18 protein-coding genes and 1 pseudogene are annotated in these 19,980 nt (G+C 73.0%); 11 read left to right on the top strand and 8 right to left on the bottom strand.

All coding sequences use genetic code 11. The features are described from left to right. Positions 1 to 69 precede the first annotated feature (69 nt). Positions 70 to 966: a hypothetical protein gene (locus AB0L89_RS28150; RefSeq protein ID WP_365146508.1), complete on the top strand. Its 897-nt coding sequence runs from the start codon at positions 70 to 72 to the stop codon at positions 964 to 966. A 3-nt stretch (positions 967 to 969) separates the two neighbouring features. Here AB0L89_RS28150 and AB0L89_RS28145 read toward each other — a convergent pair whose 3' ends face one another. Further along, the gene (locus AB0L89_RS28145; protein WP_365146505.1) at positions 970 to 2,925 is read right to left on the bottom strand and encodes a hypothetical protein; all 1,956 of its coding nucleotides are present in this window, start codon (positions 2,923 to 2,925) and stop codon (positions 970 to 972) included. Between the two features lie 210 nt (positions 2,926 to 3,135). Here AB0L89_RS28145 and radA point away from each other — a divergent pair, with 210 nt between their 5' ends. Beyond that, positions 3,136 to 4,545, top strand: a complete 1,410-nt coding sequence (radA, locus tag AB0L89_RS28140) for a DNA repair protein RadA (protein WP_365146502.1) — start codon at positions 3,136 to 3,138, stop codon at positions 4,543 to 4,545. A 101-nt stretch (positions 4,546 to 4,646) separates the two neighbouring features. Beyond that, a complete protein-coding gene (gene disA / locus AB0L89_RS28135) occupies positions 4,647 to 5,771 on the top strand; it encodes a DNA integrity scanning diadenylate cyclase DisA (protein ID WP_365146500.1) in 1,125 nt (374 codons plus the stop codon). 59 nt (positions 5,772 to 5,830) lie between these two features. On the opposite strand, the gene AB0L89_RS28130 is transcribed toward disA, so the two are convergent. After that, positions 5,831 to 6,640: a hypothetical protein gene (locus tag AB0L89_RS28130; protein ID WP_365146497.1), complete on the bottom strand. Its 810-nt coding sequence runs from the start codon at positions 6,638 to 6,640 to the stop codon at positions 5,831 to 5,833. Positions 6,641 to 6,813: 173 nt separating this feature from the next. Here AB0L89_RS28130 and AB0L89_RS28125 point away from each other — a divergent pair. Then, positions 6,814 to 7,422: pseudogene (locus tag AB0L89_RS28125) on the top strand (phosphatase PAP2 family protein); the annotation flags it as partial. A 318-nt stretch (positions 7,423 to 7,740) separates the two neighbouring features. On the opposite strand, the gene AB0L89_RS28120 reads toward AB0L89_RS28125, so the two are convergent. Next, a complete protein-coding gene (locus tag AB0L89_RS28120; protein ID WP_365146592.1) occupies positions 7,741 to 8,448 on the bottom strand; it encodes a response regulator transcription factor in 708 nt (235 codons plus the stop codon). 5 nt (positions 8,449 to 8,453) lie between these two features. Beyond that, positions 8,454 to 10,082 carry a histidine kinase gene (locus AB0L89_RS28115; RefSeq protein WP_365146494.1) on the bottom strand — a complete coding sequence of 543 codons (1,629 nt, stop codon included), beginning with the start codon at positions 10,080 to 10,082 and terminating at the stop codon, positions 8,454 to 8,456. A 373-nt stretch (positions 10,083 to 10,455) separates the two neighbouring features. Between AB0L89_RS28115 and AB0L89_RS28110 the strand changes: the two genes are divergently transcribed. From AB0L89_RS28110 to cseC, 6 genes are all read left to right on the top strand, one after another. Further along, complete coding sequence (locus AB0L89_RS28110) at positions 10,456 to 11,403, top strand: A/G-specific adenine glycosylase (RefSeq protein ID WP_365146491.1); 948 nt, start codon at positions 10,456 to 10,458, stop codon at positions 11,401 to 11,403. A 196-nt stretch (positions 11,404 to 11,599) separates the two neighbouring features. After that, on the top strand, positions 11,600 to 12,139 hold the full coding sequence (locus AB0L89_RS28105) for a SigE family RNA polymerase sigma factor (protein WP_055697761.1): 540 nt from the start codon (positions 11,600 to 11,602) through the stop codon (positions 12,137 to 12,139). Positions 12,140 to 12,168: 29 nt separating this feature from the next. Further along, complete coding sequence (locus AB0L89_RS28100) at positions 12,169 to 12,783, top strand: hypothetical protein (RefSeq protein WP_365146488.1); 615 nt, start codon at positions 12,169 to 12,171, stop codon at positions 12,781 to 12,783. Between the two features lie 8 nt (positions 12,784 to 12,791). Beyond that, positions 12,792 to 12,914, top strand: coding sequence for a hypothetical protein (locus AB0L89_RS28095; protein WP_365146485.1), 123 nt, complete (start codon positions 12,792 to 12,794; stop codon positions 12,912 to 12,914). Positions 12,915 to 12,923: 9 nt separating this feature from the next. Next, positions 12,924 to 13,637: a two-component system response regulator CseB gene (cseB, locus tag AB0L89_RS28090; RefSeq protein ID WP_365146482.1), complete on the top strand. Its 714-nt coding sequence runs from the start codon at positions 12,924 to 12,926 to the stop codon at positions 13,635 to 13,637. 64 nt (positions 13,638 to 13,701) lie between these two features. Next, entirely contained in the window at positions 13,702 to 15,111 is a 1,410-nt protein-coding gene (gene cseC / locus AB0L89_RS28085; RefSeq protein ID WP_365146479.1) for a two-component system sensor histidine kinase CseC, read from the top strand. A gap of 108 nt (positions 15,112 to 15,219) precedes the next feature. Here the strand turns inward: cseC and AB0L89_RS28080 are convergent, their stop codons facing one another. The 3 genes from AB0L89_RS28080 to AB0L89_RS28070 form a co-directional block, all read right to left on the bottom strand. After that, a complete protein-coding gene (locus AB0L89_RS28080; protein WP_365146476.1) occupies positions 15,220 to 15,666 on the bottom strand; it encodes a VOC family protein in 447 nt (148 codons plus the stop codon). 125 nt (positions 15,667 to 15,791) lie between these two features. Beyond that, positions 15,792 to 16,214 carry a helix-turn-helix transcriptional regulator gene (locus AB0L89_RS28075; RefSeq protein WP_365146589.1) on the bottom strand — a complete coding sequence of 141 codons (423 nt, stop codon included), beginning with the start codon at positions 16,212 to 16,214 and terminating at the stop codon, positions 15,792 to 15,794. 130 nt (positions 16,215 to 16,344) lie between these two features. Beyond that, positions 16,345 to 17,985, bottom strand: a complete 1,641-nt coding sequence (locus AB0L89_RS28070; RefSeq protein ID WP_365146473.1) for an MDR family MFS transporter — start codon at positions 17,983 to 17,985, stop codon at positions 16,345 to 16,347. 133 nt (positions 17,986 to 18,118) lie between these two features. Between AB0L89_RS28070 and AB0L89_RS28065 the strand changes: the two genes are divergently transcribed. Further along, positions 18,119 to 18,706, top strand: coding sequence for a TetR/AcrR family transcriptional regulator (locus AB0L89_RS28065; protein ID WP_365146470.1), 588 nt, complete (start codon positions 18,119 to 18,121; stop codon positions 18,704 to 18,706). Between the two features lie 29 nt (positions 18,707 to 18,735). Here AB0L89_RS28065 and AB0L89_RS28060 read toward each other — a convergent pair whose 3' ends face one another. Further along, positions 18,736 to 19,422 carry a M23 family metallopeptidase gene (locus AB0L89_RS28060; RefSeq protein WP_365146467.1) on the bottom strand — a complete coding sequence of 229 codons (687 nt, stop codon included), beginning with the start codon at positions 19,420 to 19,422 and terminating at the stop codon, positions 18,736 to 18,738. Between the last annotated feature and the right edge of the window lie 558 nt (positions 19,423 to 19,980).

Raw genomic sequence — 19,980 nt, 5'->3', positions numbered from 1 at the left:
ACGGAACGCTACGCCGGGTGGGGCCCTCGTCTGGCCTCGGGCGGTCCACCGCACGCATACCCTGGAGTCGTGCCAAAGACGAAAAAGGCGAAGACCGACAAATCGAAGTCGGAGAAGTCGTCGACGAAGCCGCCCAAGCAGAAGAAGCCGAAGCAGCCGGAGAAGGCCGGCCGGGCGAAGCAGCCGGAGAAGGCGAAGCGCCCGCAGGGGCGGACCCCGGACGAGACGGGCCTGGACTTCGCCCGCGCCTGGGTGGAGTTCCCTGATCCCGCGGACGACGAGCAGGTCTTCCGCTGCGATCTGACATGGCTGACCTCTCGCTGGAACTGCATCTTCGGAAGCGGCTGCCAGGGCATCCAGGCGGGCCGCGCCGACGACGGCTGCTGCACGCTGGGGGCCCATTTCTCGGACGAGGACGACGAGAAGCGGGTCGCCGGGTACGTAGAGCGGCTCACGCCGGACATCTGGCAGCACCACGACGTGGGCCGGGAGACGGGCTGGATCGCCACGGACGAGGACGGCGACCGCCAGACCCGTCCGTACAACGGCTCCTGCATCTTCCAGAACCGCCCCGGCTTCGCGGGCGGCGCGGGCTGCTCGCTGCACATCCTGGCGATCAAGGAGGGCCGCGAGCCCCTGGAGACGAAGCCGGACGTCTGCTGGCAGCTGCCGGTGCGGCGGACGTACGACTGGATCGACCGGCCTGACGACACGCGTGTGCTCCAGGTGTCGATCGGTGAGTACGACCGGCGGGGCTGGGGTCCCGGCGGCCACGACCTGCACTGGTGGTGCACGTCGGCGACGTCGGCGCACGGCGCGGGCGACCCGGTGTACGTGTCCTACCGCCCGGAGCTGATCGAGCTGATGGGCAAGAAGGGGTACGACCGCCTGGTGGAGCTGTGCGAGGAGCGCCTGGCGTCCCAGCTCCCGCTGGTGGCCCCGCATCCGGCGGACCCGGCCCCCTGACGCTCAACTCGGGCCCGGCCCCCCGCTGCCCCCGCCGGGTGGCGGCGACGAGTCGGAGGGCCCCGGGTCCGACGGGGTGGGCGTCGGGTCCGTGGGCGTCGGCGTGGGGTCGGTGGGCCCGGGATCCGAGGGGCCCGGGTCGGAGGGACCGGGGTCGGACGGGCCGGGATCGGAGGGCCCAGGGTCCGAGGGACCGGGATCGGAGGGCCCCGGATCGGACGGGCCGGGGTCGGACGGGCCCGGATCGCTCGGACCGGGATCACTCGGCCCCGGCGTGCCCGGCGGCCGTCCCCTGCCGAATCCGTCGATCGAGATGACCGCGCCCGACGGCGCGATGGAGACCCGTGCGCGCCAGTGCCCCGACGGCTCACGGGTGTGGTCGACGTAGACCTGGATCGTGACCGATTCGCCCGGCGCGAGCGTCCCCGACGAGCGGCTCAGATAGAGCCAGGACGCGCCCTCGCTCGCCGACCAGCGGACCGGTGAACCACCGGACGCCGTCAGCGTGATGAGGGTGGTGTCGCCGCTCGGCTGGGCCTCGACGGTGAGCCGTCCCGGGCCCGTGCGGGAGCGGGACGGGGGCCCGCCGCCGCTGATGACCTCCACGGACACGTCGCGCGAGCGGGTGCTCGCGTCGAAACGGGAGTCGGGGCCCGTGCGGGCGTTGCCCGCGTTCTCGTAGCTGTCCCGCGCGCGGTCGCTGCCCAGGCCGTCGGGGCCGTCGCCCTCGCTCGCGGTCACCGAACTCCCGTCGTGACCCTCTCCGGTGAGCGGCGCTCCGCGGTAGGCGGCCCAGAGGGCGAGCACCGGGGCGGCCACGACGGTGGCGACGACGGTCGTCGTGACGGCACGCGCGCGCATGCGGTCGCGGCGGGCGGCGCGGTCCTTGGGGTCCATCGGGAAACCCCGCCGGTCGTAGCGGGGGTTGCGCACGCGGGTGCGGGGGGCGTGGGCCATCGCCCTGTGGAGGGCGGCCCGGGGCGCCTCGACGACGGGGAGCGCGGCGGGGCTGACGGCGGTGCCGGGCCAGGCGCCCGCTCCGGCGCGCTCGGCGGTGCGGCGGCAGCGCGGGCAGTCGTCGACGTGCCGGACGAGCTCGCGGCGCAGGGCCGTGCCGAGGAGCAGCTGGTTGTCGCCGGTGAGGCGGGCGACCACCGGGCAGCTGCCGGTCTCCACCACGGCGAGCGCGGCGCGGGTGCGCTCCACTTCGCAGGCGGCGGAGGCGAGCAGGCCGCGGGTCCGGGTGAGGTCGAGGCCGAGGACGGCGGCGACCTCGGCAGGGGCGAGCCGGTGGCGCACCGCGAGCTCCAGGGCCTCGCGCTGCTCGGGGGTGGTCCCGGCGGCCTCCGGCCAGGCCAGCTGGGCGAGTTCACGGCGGCGCTGCCGCTCGGTCTCCTCGGCGGGGGTCTCGGAGGGGGCGTCCGAGGGCGATGCCTTCTGCGGGGCGGCGGACGCGGTGGGCTCCGGGAACGCGGTGGATGCCGGGGACAGGACGGACTCGGGGGACGCCGCGGACTCGGAGGACGTGACGGTGGGCTTGGGGGCGCGCGGGTCGGCCTGCGCGCCGCGCCGGGCATCCGTCCGCCCCGGGCCACCGGACCCCGCCCCCTTGGCGGCGTGCGCGTGCGCGCCCTGCCGGTTGCGCTTGGCCTCGGCGAGCCGGCGCAGACAGACCCAGCGCGCGAGGGCGTAGAGCCACGCCTTGAGGTCGCTCTCGGCCTCCGGTCCGCGCGAACCGCGCCGCTCGGCGAGGTGGAGCGCGTCTCCCAGGGCGGCGGTCGCCGCGTCGTGGTCGCAGAGTACGGAGAGGCAGTACGTGAACAGACCGTCCAGACACGGTTCGTAGCGAGCGGGCGGCGCCGTCCGGGGCGCCGGGCGCGGCACCGTGCGCTTGCGCGCGTCTCGGTGCGCCCGGTGTGCGCCGGTTGCGTTCGTGGGAGTTTCCGGCCTGCTGCTCATCACCCGTGCGAAGTTAGGCGGATGATGCAGGCCCCTTCCGCCCTCTTGCGCACATTTAATCCTTACGGGTGAACAGATCCCTCAAAAGGGGACAGGAAGAGCCCATTCCGTGGCCTTGGCCCGTACGCGGCGCGAACGGAAGGCGGAGCGAAATGGCGGCCGGAGCCGCCACCGGCCGCGTTGTCAGTGGGCTCGGCTACGGTTTCGACCATGGCTGCCCGTACGAAATCCGCCAAGGACCGGCCGTCCTACCGCTGCACGGAGTGCGGCTGGCAGACGGCCAAATGGCTCGGCCGCTGCCCCGAGTGCCAGGCCTGGGGCACGGTCGAGGAGTACGGCGCGCCCGCCGTCCGCACCACCGCCCCCGGCCGCGTCACGTCCTCCGCCGTCCCGATCGGCCAGGTCGACGGCCGCCAGGCCACCGCGCGCTCCACCGGCGTGCCCGAGCTGGACCGCGTCCTCGGCGGCGGCCTGGTCCCCGGCGCCGTCGTGCTCCTCGCGGGCGAGCCCGGCGTCGGCAAGTCCACGCTGCTCCTGGACGTCGCGGCGAAGGCGGCGAGCGACGAGCACCGCACGCTCTATGTGACCGGCGAGGAGTCGGCGAGCCAGGTCCGGCTGCGCGCCGACCGCATCGGCGCCATCGACGACCACCTGTTCCTGGCCGCCGAGACCGATCTGGCCGCCGTCCTCGGCCACTTGGACGCGGTCAAGCCCTCGCTCCTGATCCTCGACTCGGTGCAGACGGTGGCGTCCCCTGAGATCGACGGGGCGCCCGGCGGCATGGCGCAGGTCCGCGAGGTCGCGGGCGCCCTGATCCGCGCCTCCAAGGAGCGCGGCATGTCCACGCTCCTGGTCGGTCACGTCACCAAGGACGGCGCGATCGCGGGCCCCCGCCTCCTGGAGCATCTCGTCGACGTGGTCCTTCAGTTCGAGGGCGACCGGCACGCGCGCCTGCGCCTGGTCCGCGGCGTCAAGAACCGGTACGGGACGACGGACGAGGTCGGCTGCTTCGAGCTGCACGACGAGGGCATCACCGGTCTCGCCGACCCCAGCGGCCTCTTCCTCACCCGCCGCGCCGAGCCCGTCCCCGGCACCTGCCTGACCGTCACCCTGGAGGGCCGCCGCCCCCTGGTGGCCGAGGTCCAGGCGCTCACCGTCGACTCGCAGATCCCGAGCCCCCGGCGCACCACCTCCGGCCTGGAGACCTCCCGCGTCTCGATGATGCTGGCCGTCCTGGAGCAGCGCGGCCGGATCACCGCCCTCGGCAAGCGGGACATCTACAGCGCGACGGTCGGCGGAGTGAAGCTCTCCGAGCCCGCGGCCGACCTCGCCGTCGCCCTCGCCCTGGCGAGCGCCGCGAGCGACACCCCGCTCCCGAAGAATCTCGTCGCGATCGGAGAAGTGGGCCTGGCGGGCGAGGTCAGACGGGTCACGGGCGTCCAGCGCAGGCTCGCCGAGGCACACCGGCTGGGCTTCACGCACGCCCTCGTACCGGCCGATCCCGGGAAGATCCCCGCCGGTATGAAGGTCATCGAAGTCGCCGACATGGGGGACGCCCTGCGTGTCCTTCCGAGATCCCGTCGTCGAGAGGCCCCACGGGAGGAGGAGGACCGCCGGTAGACTTTGCCCTGGTCTCGCCCATCCGTACGAAGCAGGGCGTGCGCTCCGTACGGAGCAAGCGTGCGGCAGAGGCCCGGACAACCTGCGACCGAGGGAGTGCAGTGGCAGCCAACGACCGGGCAGCGTATCCCGGCAAGCCCGGTTCGAGCTCCGGTGCCGATGGGCTGATGCGCGCCTCCCTGAGCGCCGTCGCGCCCGGCCAGGCGCTCCGCGACGGCCTGGAGCGCATCCTCCGCGGCAACACCGGCGGGCTGATCGTCCTCGGCTGGGACAAGACCGTCGAGTCGATGTGCACGGGCGGCTTCATCCTGGACGTGGAGTTCACGGCGACGCGCCTGCGCGAGCTGTGCAAGCTCGACGGCGGCATCGTCCTGGACAAGGACATCACCAAGATCCTGCGGGCCGGCGTGCAGCTGGTGCCGGACCCGACGATCCCGACGGAGGAGACGGGCACCCGGCACCGCACGGCGGACCGCGTCTCCAAGCAGGTCGGCTTCCCGGTCGTCTCCGTCTCGCAGTCCATGCGCCTGATCGCGCTGTACGTGGACGGTCAGCGCCGGGTCCTGGAGGACTCGGCGGCGATCCTCTCCCGCGCGAACCAGGCCCTCGCGACCCTGGAGCGGTACAAGCTCCGCCTCGACGAGGTCGCGGGCACGCTCTCCGCCCTGGAGATCGAGGACCTGGTGACGGTCCGGGACGTCACGGCGGTCGCGCAGCGCCTGGAGATGGTGCGCCGCATCGCCACGGAGATCGCCGAGTACGTGGTGGAGCTCGGCACGGACGGGCGCCTTCTCGCCCTCCAGCTGGACGAGTTGATCGCGGGCGTCGAGCCCGAGCGCGAGCTGGTCGTGCGGGACTACGTCCCCGAGCCCACCGCCAAGCGCTCCCGCACGGTCGACGAGGCGCTCGCCGAGCTGGACTCCCTCAGCCACGCGGAGCTCCTCGAACTCCCCATCGTGGCCCGCGCCCTGGGCTACACCGGCTCTCCGGAGGCCCTGGACTCCGCGGTGTCCCCGCGGGGCTTCCGCCTCCTGGCCAAGGTCCCCCGGCTCCCCGGCGCGATCATCGACCGCCTCGTCGAGCACTTCGGCGGCCTGCAGAAGCTGCTCGCCGCCAGCGTGGACGACCTCCAGACCGTGGACGGCGTGGGCGAGGCGCGGGCGCGCAGCGTCCGCGAGGGCCTTTCGCGCCTGGCCGAGTCGTCAATCCTGGAGCGTTACGTCTAGCACCCCGAAGGGGCGCGGGGAACTGCGCGCCCCACCACAACGGACCCGCAGCCGCGAACTCAGTCCTTCTCCAGCACGAACGAGGCGCGGGCGGTCCCGAGGCCCGGGGCCTTCGCCTCCACCAGGTACGTACCCGGGGCCGCCGATCCCGCCGAAGGCGTCGCGCACTGCGGGGTGCTGGCCCGGCGGTCCCACTGGACCGCGTGCGTGACGCGGCCTTCGGCCGGCACCCGCAGCAGCAGGCTGGCGTTTCCTGACGGGCAGTCGGCCGAGGACCAGAACTCCTTGTCGCCCTCGGCCTGAGTGATCGTCAGGACCGTTCCCTTGGCACCGAGGTCGACCTTGCAGGCCTTGCCGCCGCCGTTCTCGGCGATCAGCTCGAACTTGGGCTTCTCGTCGATCGCGTACTCGTTCTGGACGCTGCGCACCTTCAAGTGCACGTCGCCGCTGGTGCAGTTGGGCAGACGCGTACCGGCCGGCAGCCGGTCGCCCGAGCCGCCGCCGCCCTTGGCGCCGTCGTCGGAACCGCCGCCGGACCCCTCGGAACCGCCGGAGCCGTCCGAGCCGCCGGAGTCCGAGCCCTCGGAACCGCCCGAACCGGAGCCCGAGCCGGACCCGTCGTCCGACTCGTCCCGGCCGCCCGGGTGTTCGCTGATCGCGGGACCGGAATGGGAGGGCCCAGGGGTGATGGACGGGGCGGGGCCCTTGTCGCCCGGCCCCGAGGCGCCGTTGTTCCCGCCCCCGCCGCCGGAGGTGACCACCCAGACGACGAGCAGCGTCAACAGCCCTAGCACGGACAGCAGAACGGCCCTCCGACGCCAGTAGATGGTGGAGGGAAGTGGCCCGACCGGATTGCGCAGAGATCCCACGCCCAAACCTTACGAGAGATCCGCTGCTTGTCCTGCCCCACCCGCCGCCTTGGGCCACAAAGTTTGCGGATCATCATCACGGAGACCCCTCGCGCCCCCTGTCCATCGACAGGGGTGTGACGGGCCGATCGCCAGATGTGACGATTCGGCCCCACTCCGTACCGTCCGTAATCATGGACACCATGACCGACGATCTCTACCGCGACATCACCGGCTTCGCCCACGACACGCCCACGTGGTTCCAGCACCTCGCCGAGGTGTGGACCGAGCTCGGGCTGCTGCTCTTCGGGGTGCTCTTCATCGTGGCCTGGTGGCGCGCCAGGAGCGGGGAACCCCGTGCCCTGGCGATCGCGGTGCTCGCTCCGCTGGCCACCGCGGTGGCGTACGTGTGCAGCGAGTTGTTCAAGTCGGTGATCGAGGAGGATCGTCCCTGCCGGGCGGTGGCCGGCGCGCTGACCCCGCTCGTCGAGTGCCCGCCGCACGGCGACTGGTCCTTCCCCAGCAACCACTCCACGATCGCGGGCGCCGCGGCCATCGGCCTGGCGCTGGCCTGGCCGCGCATCGCGGCGCTGACGGTGCCGATGGCCGTCCTGATGGCGTTCTCGCGGGTCTTCGTCGGTGTGCACTACCCGCACGACGTCGCCGTCGGTCTCGTCTTCGGCGCGGTGGTCGCGTTCCTGGTCGTGCGGGTCAGCACGCGCCCGGTGGCGCGGATCGGGCAGACGATGCGCGGGTCGAACACGGGGATCGTGCGGTGGTTCGCGGGTCCGGGCCCCGCCCCGGCCGCCGCCGTGCTGCCGGCGCAGGGAGCGACGGCGCAGTATCCGGGCACGCGGGGTCCGGGCGCGTACGACCAGCAGCAACAGTACGGACAGCAGTACGGCCGACAGCAGGGCCAGGAGTACGGACAGCAGTACGGCCAGGAGTACGGCCACCCGCAGGACCAGCCGTACGGCCACCAGCAGGGCCAGCAGGACCAGCAGCAGGGCCGGCCGCACGACCCCGCCGCGTACGACCAGCCCACGATGACGTTCCGCCGCCACGACTCGGGCCAGGACTGAATCGGGCGGCACGGCCCACGGGGCTCGTTCCGGCGGCGATCACGCCTCCGGGACGAGCCCCGCTTCGTACGCCACGATCGCCGCCTGGACGCGGTTCCTGACGCCGAGCCGTTCCAGGACCGCGCTCACGTACGCCTTGACCGTGCCCTCCACGAGGTGCAGCCGGGCCGCGATCTCCGGGTTGGAAAGACCAGCGCCGACCAGGCCGAGCACCTCGCGCTCGCGCGGGGTGAGGACCTCGACGCGGGCGCGGGCCTCGGCGCCGCGGCCCATGCGCCGGGCGCCGAAGCCGTCGATGACGTGCCGGGCGACCTTGGGCGACAGGAAGGCGGCGCCGCCCGACACCGCCCGTACCCCCGCGATCAGTTCGTGGGGGTCGCCGGACTTCAGCAGGAAGCCGGTGGCCCCGCCGCCCAGGGCCCGCGCGATGTACGCGTCCTCGGAGAACGTCGTCAGCATCGCGACCGCGGTGCCGGGCACCGTGCGGACGATCTCCTCGCCCGCCGCGAGCCCGTCCAGGCGCGGCATGCGGATGTCCAGGAGCGCCACGTCCGGGCGGTGGGCCCGCGCGAGGTCCACGGCCTCGCGTCCGTCGCCGGCCTCCGCGACGACCTCGATGTCCCGGCCCGCGGCGAGGATGGCGCGCACCCCCGCCCGGATCATGGCCTCGTCGTCGGCCAGCAGGACCCGGATGACGGGCTCCGCCCCGCCGTCCGCCCGCTTCTCGTCCGTCCGCTCCCCGTCCACCGCGCTCACGTCCGCTCCTTCTCCTTCGTCCCGTCCTGGCTCTTCTCCTGCTCGTGGATCCGCTCGGCCTCGCGCGCCGTGGGGATGACCGCCTTGTCGACGAGGCGGTCCTTCGCGGTCCCCGCCGTGCCGAAGCAGATCCTGAAGTGCGTGACGGCGGTGAAGAGTTCACCGCTCGCCCGGTAGTACGCGCAGTCGGCGGCCGCCGGGGGCGGGGTCGGCGCGCGCTCCAGCGGCGGGTCGGCGACGGTGCGGTCCGGCAGCGCGGGCCCGGCCTCGGCGCGCGTCTCGCCGATGCGCAGGCGCGCGTACTCGGCGGGGTCGAGGACGGAGTGCGTGCGCGAGTACGCGTACCAGGCGAAGGTTCCCCCGACGAGCAGCACGCCCGTGGCGACGGCCGCGCCGAAGGCCAGGGCGGTGCGGTGCCTTGCGTACGCGATGCGGGTGCCGGAGTGCGGCGGCGCGGGGGCGTGCGCCCCGGCGGGGAGGCGGGCGGTGACCCGGAAGCCCTCGCCGTGGGGGCCCGCGTCGAGGGTGCCGCCCAGGTCCGTGACGCGGGTGCGCAGGCCGCGCAGACCGGTGCCGCCGCCGGGCGCGGGCGGCGCGGGCCGTGAACCGTCGCCCTGGGGGCGGCCGTTGGTGACCGCGACCGTCGTCGTGGCGCCGTCGCGCGCCACCGTGACGGTGACACGGGCGCCCGGCGCGTGCTTGGCGGCGTTGGTCAGGGCCTCCTGGACGACGCGGTGGACCGTGCGGTCGGTCAACGTGTCGCCCGCCGGGTCACCCGGCACCTCGCGGGCGCCGTGTTGCCCCTCCTCGTCGACGTACGTGAGGTCGAGACCCGACTCCGCGGCGCGGGCCACGAGCGCGGCGACGCTCTCGCCCGCCGGGGCCAGCGGGGCCCGTTCGTCGCCCTCGTCGCGCAGCAGGCCGATGATCGCGTGCAGCCGGTCGGTGGCCTGCGAGGCGGCCGCGCGCAGGTCGGCGGCGGCCGTGCGGTGCGGGTCCGGCAGGTCGGGGGCGACCTGGAGGGCGCCCGCCCGCACCGCGATCAGGCTCAGCTCGTGGCCCAGGGAGTCGTGCATGTCCTGCGCGATACGGGCCCGTTCGCGCAGCCGGGCGCGGTCGGCGACGATGCGCTGCTCGCGCTCCAGCTGGTCGGCCCTGGCCCAGCCGGCGGCGGCCAGCTCACGGCCCTGGCGCCAGTAGCGGCCCACGAGCCAGGGGAAGACGGCGCCGAACACCAGCGTCCCCATGAGGACGAGCCATTCGACGACCGGGTCCACGTCCCGTGCCGCGATCTTGACGGTGCCGACGAGGGCGATGCCCGCGAAGGCGAGCAGGGCGGGGCGGGCGCGGGGCGCGCGGCGGCCGAGGAGCACGGCGAGGACGGCGAAGGCAGGGCCGTAGGAGAGCGTGAAGAGGGAGGAGGCGGTGGCGAGGCCGAGGGAGGCCGCGAGGAGGAAGGCGGGCAGGGGGCGGGCGCGGCCGACGGCGACGGCCGTGGCGAGGACCGCCAGGGCGAGGACCTGCTGTGCGGCGGAACGGGGTTCGTTCAGGCCCAGGCGGTCCACCGTCACGACGGGGACGGCGAGGGCGGCCCACAGCAGGGCGTCTCGGGTACGGCTTTGCACGTCGTCGACGCTAGCTGGCCGGGGGCCTTGGGCGCCTCTGCCGATCGTCAGGTGCGGGGCGCCTTGTGGCCCGGGGGACGGGGCTCTGTACGTCGGCCTGCCCGTTGCCCGGGGACGGGGCTCGGGTAGGCCCGCTTGTGCCGTGCCCGGCGGCGGGGCTCGGGTGGGCCCGTTTGTCCCGTGCCCGGCGACTGGGCTCTGTTTTCCGCCGCTCCGCGGCGGATGTCCCACCCACCCACCCGTTTGCCCCGCACCTCACCGCACCCGACCGGCACCATGCCCAGCCCACCCGCCCCGTTCCCCCGCGAATCCGGAGTCCGGGCCGCGCGGTTGGCCCGTCGGTCGGTGGCACCGTGGCAGGATCGGAGCTGCCATGACTGCGCCCACGAAGCCCACGCCGAACAGCCCCGCCCACAGTCCCGCTCCCGGGGACGTCCCCGAGCCCGCTGGTGAGGACCTGCACAGGCCCGTCATCGCGTGGTTCGACACGCACGCCCGAGATCTGCCGTGGCGTCGCGAGGACGCCGGGCCGTGGGGCGTGATGGTCAGCGAGTTCATGCTCCAGCAGACGCCCGTCAGCCGCGTCCTGCCGGTGTACGAGCAGTGGCTCGCCCGCTGGCCCCGCCCCGCCGACCTCGCCAAGGAGGCGCCGGGCGAGGCCGTCCGCGCCTGGGGGCGGCTCGGCTACCCCCGCCGCGCCCTGCGCCTGCACGGCGCCGCCGTCGCCATAACGGAGCGGCACGGCGGCGACGTACCCACCCAGCACGCCCAGCTGCTCGCCCTGCCCGGCATCGGGGAGTACACGGCCGCCGCCGTGGCCTCCTTCGCGTACGGGCAGCGGCACGCCGTGCTCGACACGAACGTCCGGCGCGTCTTCGCGCGGGCCGTGACCGGCGTGCAGTACCCGCCGAACGCCACCACCGCCGCCGAGCGCAAGCTCGCCCGCGCCCTGCTGCCCGAGGACGAGGGCACCGCGTCGCGCTGGGCCGCCGCCTCGATGGAGCTGGGCGCGCTGGTGTGCACCGCCAAGAACGAGGACTGCGCGAAGTGCCCGATCGCCGCGCAGTGCGCCTGGCGCGCGGCCGGCAAGCCCGCGCACGAGGGCCCGGCCCGCCGCGGCCAGACGTACGCGGGCACGGACCGCCAGGTGCGCGGCAAGCTGCTCGCGGTGCTCCGCGAGGCCGTGACACCGGTGCCGCAGTCCGCGCTCGACCGGGTGTGGGACGAGCCGGTGCAGCGGGCCCGCGCGCTGGACGGCCTGGTCGCGGACGGTCTCGTCGAGCCGCTCGCGGACGGTTTCTACCGGCTGCCGCTGACCTGACGGCAGTGGCGGCCGGGGCCTCTGCGAACGCGTGCGTTGACGCGGAACCCGCTTCTGTTACACAACCGACGTACAGCCGTGCGTTCGCCGCTGGCTGCTCCGCACAACCTCGTGACAACGCCTCCGTAGCTTCATACCTGTACCGCACAGGCAGGGACCGCGGGCAGCAATGGGGACGGAACGGAGGCGGTTTGGTATGGCGCACGGCGAGGTGCTCGAGTTCGAAGAGTACGTCCGCACTCGGCAGGATGCTCTGCTCCGCAGTGCCCGGCGCCTGGTCCCGGACCCCGTGGACGCCCAGGACCTGCTGCAGACGGCGCTCGTGCGGACGTACGGCCGCTGGGAGGGCATAGCCGACAAGCGGCTCGCGGACGCCTATCTGCGCCGCGTCATGATCAACACGCGTACGGAGTGGTGGCGGGCCCGCAAGCTCGAAGAGGTGCCCACCGAGCAGCTGCCCGACGCGAGCGTGGAAGACTCCACCGAGCAGCACGCGGACCGCGCGCTGCTGATGGATGTCATGAAGGTGCTCGCACCCAAGCAGCGCAGCGTCGTCGTGCTGCGACACTGGGAGCAGATGTCCACGGAGGAGACGGCCGCCGCCCTCGGCATGTCGGCCGGAACGGTCAAGAGCACGCTGCACCGGGCCCTCGCCCGGCTCCGCCAGGAGCTGGAGAGCCGCGACCTGGACGCCCGCGCGCTCGAACGTGAGGAGCGGGAGAGTTGCGCGGCCTAGGCCCCCGGGCCAGAAGAAGCGTGCAGGCGGTGAGCGCGACAGGGGTCGCGGTCGCCGCCCTCGGCCTTTTGCTCTCCGCCTGCTCGACGGGCGGCTCCGGCGCGCGCGACGAGGGCCCGGCCCACAGCGAGCCGGTGGTGTCCTCGACGCCCTCCCCCTCGTCCTCGTCCTCGGCGTCCGCCTCGATGCCGGCGGAGAAGATCGACGCGGTGCGGCTGGTCAAGAACGACCCGAAGGTGAGCCCCGACATCAAGCGGGACCTCAAGCCGTGCACGGGGAACGCGTACCCGATCGACGTCACGTACGGGAACCTGACCGGCGGGCCCTCCGCCGATGTGGTGGTGAACGTCCAGACCTGCGCCGACGCGGTGGGCATCGGCAGCTACGTGTATCGCGCCCAGGGCGAGAAGTACGAGAATGTCTTCAGTGCCGAGGAGCCCGCCTCCGTCTACGCCGAGATCGACCGGGGCGATCTGGTCGTGACGAAGCAGATGTACGAGAAGGGCGACTCGGTGGCGTACCCCTCGGGCGAGGAAGTGATCACGTACCACTGGTCGTCGAACCGCTTCACGGAGACGCAGCGCACCCGCAGCGACTTCAGCAACGCGGTGGGCGGCGAGCCGACCGCGCCGTCGGCGGACTGACGTACGAGATGACCTCGCGCCCAGCCGCCCACCGGCGCGCGACCACCGGCGCCCACGGGCACGCCCGCACCGCCCTGTGCGGCGTCGCACGCACCGCCGCACGCACCGCCGCACGCACCGAGAAGGACTGAGAGCACCCGATGGCAGAGCAGACCCACGTCCTGTTCGTCGAGGACGACGACGTCATCCGCGAGGCCACCCAGCTCGCCCTGGAGCGCGACGGCTTCGCGGTGACCGCCATGCCCGACGGACTCGCGGGCCTGGAGGCGTTCCGCGCGAACCAGCCGGACATCGCGCTGCTCGACGTGATGGTGCCGGGCATGGACGGCGTCTCGCTGTGCCGCCGGATCCGCGAGGAGTCGACCGTTCCGGTGATCATGCTGTCGGCGCGTGCCGACTCCATCGACGTGGTGCTGGGCCTGGAGGCCGGCGCCGACGACTACGTGACCAAGCCGTTCGACGGTGCCGTCCTGGTCGCCCGCATCCGCGCGGTCCTGCGCCGCTTCGGGCACGCCAGCGGCCCCGGCTCGGCCTCCGGCGGCCCGGAGGAGGGCTCCGCGGCGGACGGCGGCGTGCTGAACTTCGGCGACCTGGAGATCGACACGGTCGGCATGGAGGTCCACCGGGGCGGCGCGCCCGTGGCGCTGACGCCGACCGAGATGCGCCTGCTCCTGGAGTTCTCCTCCGCGCCGGGCACGGTCCTGTCCCGCGACAAGCTCCTGGAGCGGGTGTGGGACTACGGCTGGGGCGGCGACACCCGTGTCGTCGACGTCCACGTGCAGCGGCTGCGCACGAAGGTGGGACAGGACCGCATCGAGACGGTCCGCGGCTTCGGCTACAAGCTCAAGGCGTGACGGAACAGGTGACGAACGGCGTGCCGCGACCGCGGCGCTTCAGGGGACGCGGGGGACGGCTCATATGAACGGGGGCAAGAGCGCGGCCGAGCGCGGCCGCGAGCTGGCCGCACACGTCCGTGAGCTGGGCGGGCGCGTCCGCGAACTGTTCCGCACCCGCCTGCGCACCGGCGTGCGCTGGAAGATCGCCGCGGCGATCGCGCTGGTCGGGGCGCTGGTCGCGGTCGCGCTGAGCCTGGTCGTGCACAACGCCGCGCGGGTCTCGATGCTCGACAACGCGCGCGACGTGCAGGACGAGCGCATCCAGTTCGCGCTGCGCCTCTACTCCTCCCCCGGCCAGCGGCAGACCCTCCAGTTCGGCACGAAGGTCGACGACCCCGAGCTGCCCCAGGAACTGCGGCAGAAGGTGCTCAAGGGCCGCCGCGCCACCTTCGTCGAGGAGAAGCCGGACGGCGTGCCCGACATCTGGGCGGCCGTGCCGCTCGCCGACGGGCACGTCCTGTCGCTGCACTCCCGCTTCACCGACCGCAGCGCCACCGTCATGAAGGACCTCGACCAGGCCTTGGTGATCGGCTCGATCGCGGTCGTCTTCGGCGGCTGCGCGCTGGGCGTGCTGATCGGCGGTCAGCTGTCGCGGCGGCTGCGCAAGGCGGCGACGGCGGCGAGCGAGGTCGCCCAGGGCCAGACGGACGTGAGCGTGCGCCAGGCGATCGGCGGTGTCGTGAAGGACGAGACCGACGACGTGGCGAGCGCCGTGGACGCCATGGCGGACGCGCTCAAGCAGCGTCTTGAGGCCGAGCGCCGGGTGACCGCCGACATCGCGCACGAGCTGCGCACGCCGGTGACCGGGCTGCTCACGGCAGCCGAGCTGCTGCCGCCGGGCCGGCCGAGCGAGCTGGTCAAGGACCGCGCGCAAGCCATGCGTACGCTCGTCGAGGACGTCCTGGAAGTGGCCCGCCTCGACTCCGCCGCCGAGCGGGCCGAGTTGCAGGACATCACGCTGGGCGAGTTCGTCACGCGGCGGATGGCGACGCTGAGCGCGGACGTGACGGTGACGGTGGTGCACGAGTCGGAGGTCACCACCGACCCGCGCCGCCTGGAGCGGATCCTCGGCAATCTGGTCGCCAACGCCGTCAAGCACGGCAAGCCGCCCATCGAGGTCAGCGTCGAGGGCCGGGTGGTCCGGGTGCGCGACCACGGGCCGGGCTTCCCCGAGGCGCTCCTGGACGAGGGACCCAGCCGGTTCCGCACGGGCAGCGCCGACCGGGCGGGGCACGGGCACGGCCTCGGTCTGACGATCGCCGCGGGCCAGGCGCGGGTGCTCGGCGCGCGGCTCACCTTCCGCAACGTACGCCCGGCGGGGGCGGCGCCCGACGAGCCCGCCGAGGGCGCGGTCGCCGTGCTGTGGCTGCCGGAGCACGCGCCGACGAACACGGGCAGCTATCCGATCCTGCAGCTGCCGGACACCGTGTGAGGGGCGCCGTGTGAGGGGCGCCGTGTGAGGGGCGCCGTGTGAGGGGCGCCGTGTGAGGGGCGCCGTGTGAGGGGCGCCGTGTGAGGGGCGCCGCCCGTCCGCGGGCCGCTAGCAGCTCCAGTCCTTGTCCAGGTCGAGCCCGCCCTCGCGGCGCTGCGTGAACGAGAACCAGTTCCCCGAGTCGTCGCGGAACAGCGCCTCGGTGCCGTAGGGGCGCTCCTGCGGCTCCTGGACGAACTCGACGCCGCGCGCCTTGAGCTTCTCGTAGTCCCCGTGGACGTCGTCGGTGACCAGGACGCCCGCGCCGAGCATGCCCTTGGCGACCAGCTTCTTGACGGCCTCGGCGGACTCGGCGTCCATGGCGGGCGCGCCCGGCACCATCAGGGTGAGCTCGACGTCGGGCTGGTCCTTCGCGCCGACCGTGAGCCAGCGCATGCCGCCGTCGCCCAGGGTCATGTCGGTGCGGACCTCCAGGCCCAGCTTCTCCGTGTAGAACTCCTTGGCCCGTTCCTGGTCGAGGACCCAGACGGTGGAGATGGCGAGTCCCTTGATCATGGCGTGCTCCAAGTGGGAGAGGGGCGGGAGGGATACCGGGCGGCTTCCGCCCGGTCGGTGTGCGGGGTGCGGGGTGCGGGGCGGCCTGCTCGCCGCCCGCCGATTCACCGTAGGCAGGACCGGCCTCAGCCCGCTTCTTCAGAAGTGCGGGACTTCTCCGGCGCCTTTGGCGACCCGCCGTCGCCCCTGCTCCCCCGGGCCGGAAAACCGCCGGCCCACAGCATCGCGTAACACCCGGGGATGAGCGCGGCGCCGCGGCCCACGTGCCGCGTGCGGTACTCGCTGGGGGTCAGGCCCGTCTGCCGCTTGAACGTCGACGAGAAGGTGCCGACGCTGCTGAAGCCGACCCGCATGCAGATCTCCGTGACCGACGGGCCGGGCGAGCGCAGCATGTCCTCGGCGCGCTCGATGCGGCGGCGCGACAGATAGCGGCCGGGCGTCTCGCCGTACACCTCCTTGAAGGCGCGCAGGAAGTGATGGCGGGAGTAGCCCGCGTGGGCGGCGATCGCGTCCAGGTCGAGGTCCGGATCGGCCCAGTCGCGGTCCATGACGTCCTTGGCGCGGCGCAGCAGCCGCAGTCTCTCCACGCCTCCGATGCTGGCACGCGGCACTGACAACGGCCCCCGGTGCGGTGTGCACCGAGGGCCGTCGCCGTGCGCCGGGGAGGGGGCGGCGGGATCAGACGACCTCTGCGACGTGCTGGTCCGCGACCGCCTTCGCGGAGTCCCCGTCCGCGTCCCCGGCGGGCTTCTTGTCCGCGGGGCCCGAGCCGCGCAGCGGGATCTCCTTCACGAAGAAGGCGGCGAGCAGGGCCGCGACGCCGATGGCCGCGCCCAGCAGGAAGGCGGAGTGCGTGCCGGACGACACCGCGTGCTGGTAGGCGTCCCGGATGGCCGCCGGCAGCTGCTTGAGGCTCTCCGCGTCCAGCTGCGCGGACTGCTCGGTGACCTTGCCGCCCAGCTCACCGGCGCGCTCGGCCATCACGTCCTGGACGCGGCGGTTGAAGAGCGCGCCCATGATCGCGACGCCGAAGGAGGAGCCGAGGGTGCGGAAGAGCGTGGCCGAGGAGGAGGCGACGCCCATGTCCTTCATCTCGACGCTGTTCTGCGCGACGAGCATGGTGATCTGCATCAGGAAGCCCATGCCGGCGCCGAGCACGGCCATGTAGAGGCCGGAGGTGAAGCGCGTGGTGTCGGTGTCCATCGTCGACAGGAGCAGGAAGCCGACGATCATCAGGATGGTGCCGGCGATCGGGAAGACCTTGTACTTGCCGGTGGAGGTGGTGATCCGGCCCGCGACCATGGAGACGGCCATCATCGACAGGAGCATCGGGAGCAGCAGCAGACCGGAGTTGGTCGCGGAGGCCCCCTGCACCGACTGCTGGTAGAGCGGCAGGAAGAGCATCGCGCCGAACATCACGAAGCCGGTGATGAAGCCGATCACGGACATCAGCGAGAAGTTGCGGCTGCGGAAGATGTGCAGCGGCATGATCGGCTCGGCGGCCTTCTTCTGGACGAGGAGGAAGCCGATGAGCGCGACGACGCCGATCGCGATGAGCTCCATGATCACGGCCGAGCCCCAGGCGTACTCGGTGCCGCCCCAGGTGGTGACGAGCACGAGCGCGCTGATGCCGACGGTGAGCAGGGCCGCGCCGAGGTAGTCGATGCGCCCCTGCGCCTTCTTCTTGGGCAGGTGCAGGACGGCGGTCACCATGGCGAGGGCGACGACGCCGAGCGGCAGGTTGATGTAGAAGGCCCAGCGCCAGCCGAGGTGGTCGGTGATGGTGCCGCCGACCAGCGGTCCGCCGATCATCGCGACCGCCATGACGCCGGTCATCATGCCCATGTACTTGCCGCGGTCCCGCGGCGGCACCAGGTCACCGATGATCGCCATGACGCCGACCATCAGGCCGCCCGCGCCGAGTCCCTGGACCGCACGGAAGCCGATGAGCTGGGTCATGTCCTGCGCCATGCCGCTGAGCGCGGAGCCGACGAGGAAGATGACTATGGAGGCGAGGAAGGCGCCCTTGCGCCCGTACATGTCGCCGAGCTTGCCCCAGATGGGGGTGGAGGCGGCGGTGGCCAGGGTGTACCCGGTCACGACCCACGACAGGTGCGCCATGCCGCCGAGGTCGCCGACGATCGTCGGCATCGCGGGGCTCACGATCATGTTGTCGAGCATCGCGAGCAGCATCGCGATCATGAGGGCCATCAGCACGACGCGCACGCTGCGCGGCTGCGGCTCGGCCTTCGTGGTGCCGGCCCCCGCGCCGTCCGGCACCGGACTCGGCACGGCGTTCGCCGTGGTCTTCTCTGCCATCTTCCCTGCTCCCCGCATACCCGGAACGATTCCGGACCACTTACTTGCCGCCCGGCTAGTTGACTACACTGTGGGAAGGTAGACCCCTAACTAGCCGGGCGTCAAGTAAGTTAAATGGAGGCGAGGAGACCCGATGGGCACGGACACGGGCAAGCAGGGACGCCGCGGGAACACCCGCCAGCGCATCCAGGACGTGGCCCTCGAACTCTTCGCCGAGCAGGGGTACGAGAAGACGTCGCTGCGCGAGATCGCGGAGCGCCTGGAGGTCACGAAGGCGGCGCTGTACTACCACTTCAAGACCAAGGAAGACATTCTCACCAGCATCTTCGACGACCTCACCAGGCCCATCGACGAGCTGATCGCCTGGGGGCACGAGCAGCCGCGGCCCGTCTCGCTGGAGACCAAGCAGCAGACCCTGCGCCGCTACAGCGAGCTCCTGGTCGGCGCGGCCCCGCTGTTCCGCTTCATGCAGGAGAACCAGGCCACGATGCGCGACCTGAAGACGGGTGAGAGCTTCAAGGACCGCATGCTCGGCCTCTACGAGATCCTCAAGGACCCGGACGCGCCGATGACCGACCAGGTGCGCTGCTTCAGCGCCCTGTTCACGATGCACGGCGGGATGTTCGTGCTCAAGGACGTCGAAGGCGACCCCGAGGAGAAGCGCGAGGCCATCCTGGAGGTCGCCATCGATCTGGTGACGCGGGCGCACACGGGCGCGTAGGCGCGCCGCGGGGCGCGGGGCGCGCTGGATCAGACGCGCACGCCCTCCGAGCGGAGGAAGGCGACCGGGTCGACGGCCGAGCCGTAGTTCGGGGTCGTCCGGATCTCGAAGTGCAGGTGCGGGCCGCTGGAGTTGCCGGTGTTGCCCGAGAGGGCGATGCGCTGGCCGGTGGTGACGGCCTGGCCCACGCGGACGTCGACCTGCGAGAGGTGCGCGTACTGCGAGTAGGTGCCGTCGGCGTGCTTGATCACGACGGCGTTGCCGTACGCGGGACCGTCACCGGCGCCGTTCGGTCCCGCCTTGACGACGGTGCCGGTGTGCGCGGCCTCGACCTGGGTGCCGACCGGCACGGCGAAGTCCTGGCCGGAGTGCTTGTGGGCCCACATGTTGCCGCCGAGGCCGAAGCTCGCAGAGAGCGTGTAGTGGGTGACCGGGTGGACCCAGGCGGCGGCCTTCGCGGCCGCGGCCCGCCGGGCGTCGGCGGCCTGCTTCGCCTGGGCCTGCTGCGCCTTCTCGGCGGCCTTGGCCTGGGCGGCGGCCTGCGCCTGGAGGGAGTTCACGGCGACGCCGGGCAGCGAACCGCTCGTGGCGCCGTCCGCAGCGACCGAGACCCCGGCCCCGAGAACCGCCGACGCTCCGATGCCCGCGGCGACGACGGCCGCTCGCGTACGGAGCGTCGACGGGCGGGGATGGTGGGACTTGGTGCGCTTCGACATGGGTGCTGTCCTCCGGGTGTACGACTGCGGCGCCGGCTGCGGCGCCACTCAGGGGGCGAGAACCGGCCGGGGCCGGCTCAGGGGCGGGAGCCGGCTGCGGACCGGCTCCACGGGCAGGACCGGCTTCGGGCGCCGGTCCAGGGGCAAGGACCGGCTTCGGGCGCCGGTCCAGGGGCAAGGACCGGCTTCGGTGCCGGCCCAGGGGCAAGAAGGGACCCGGCTGGCGGGCGACCGTCGGATGTCTCGTCCGAGGGGCCACGCGTCGCCGGGTCGGCCATCCCTTGGTAACCCCCACCCCGGCCCGCGCCCAAAACGCCCTTCTACTACCCAAAGTCGTAGTCATGGGCCATGATTTCGCCCCCTTGACACCACCAAATCCGGACAATTACCCCGCGACCCGGTAACGGAACTTTTTCCGGGCAGGAGGTTTGCCCGCACGTCACGCACCCCGCCGCCGCCCGCGCACGACGGGCCCCCGCCCGCCGTCGTGCGACGCGGCGAAGGTCCCGCAGGTTGCGGGACCAAGGTCCCGGAAGCGGATCATGACGCATCCACTAT

The sequence above is a fragment of the Streptomyces sp. NPDC052114 genome, from assembly GCF_040680155.1.
Taxonomy (GTDB): Bacteria; Actinomycetota; Actinomycetes; order Streptomycetales; family Streptomycetaceae; genus Streptomyces.
The sequence above is the reverse complement of the archived record's forward strand: the minus strand, read 5'-3'. Positions and strand labels throughout refer to the sequence as shown.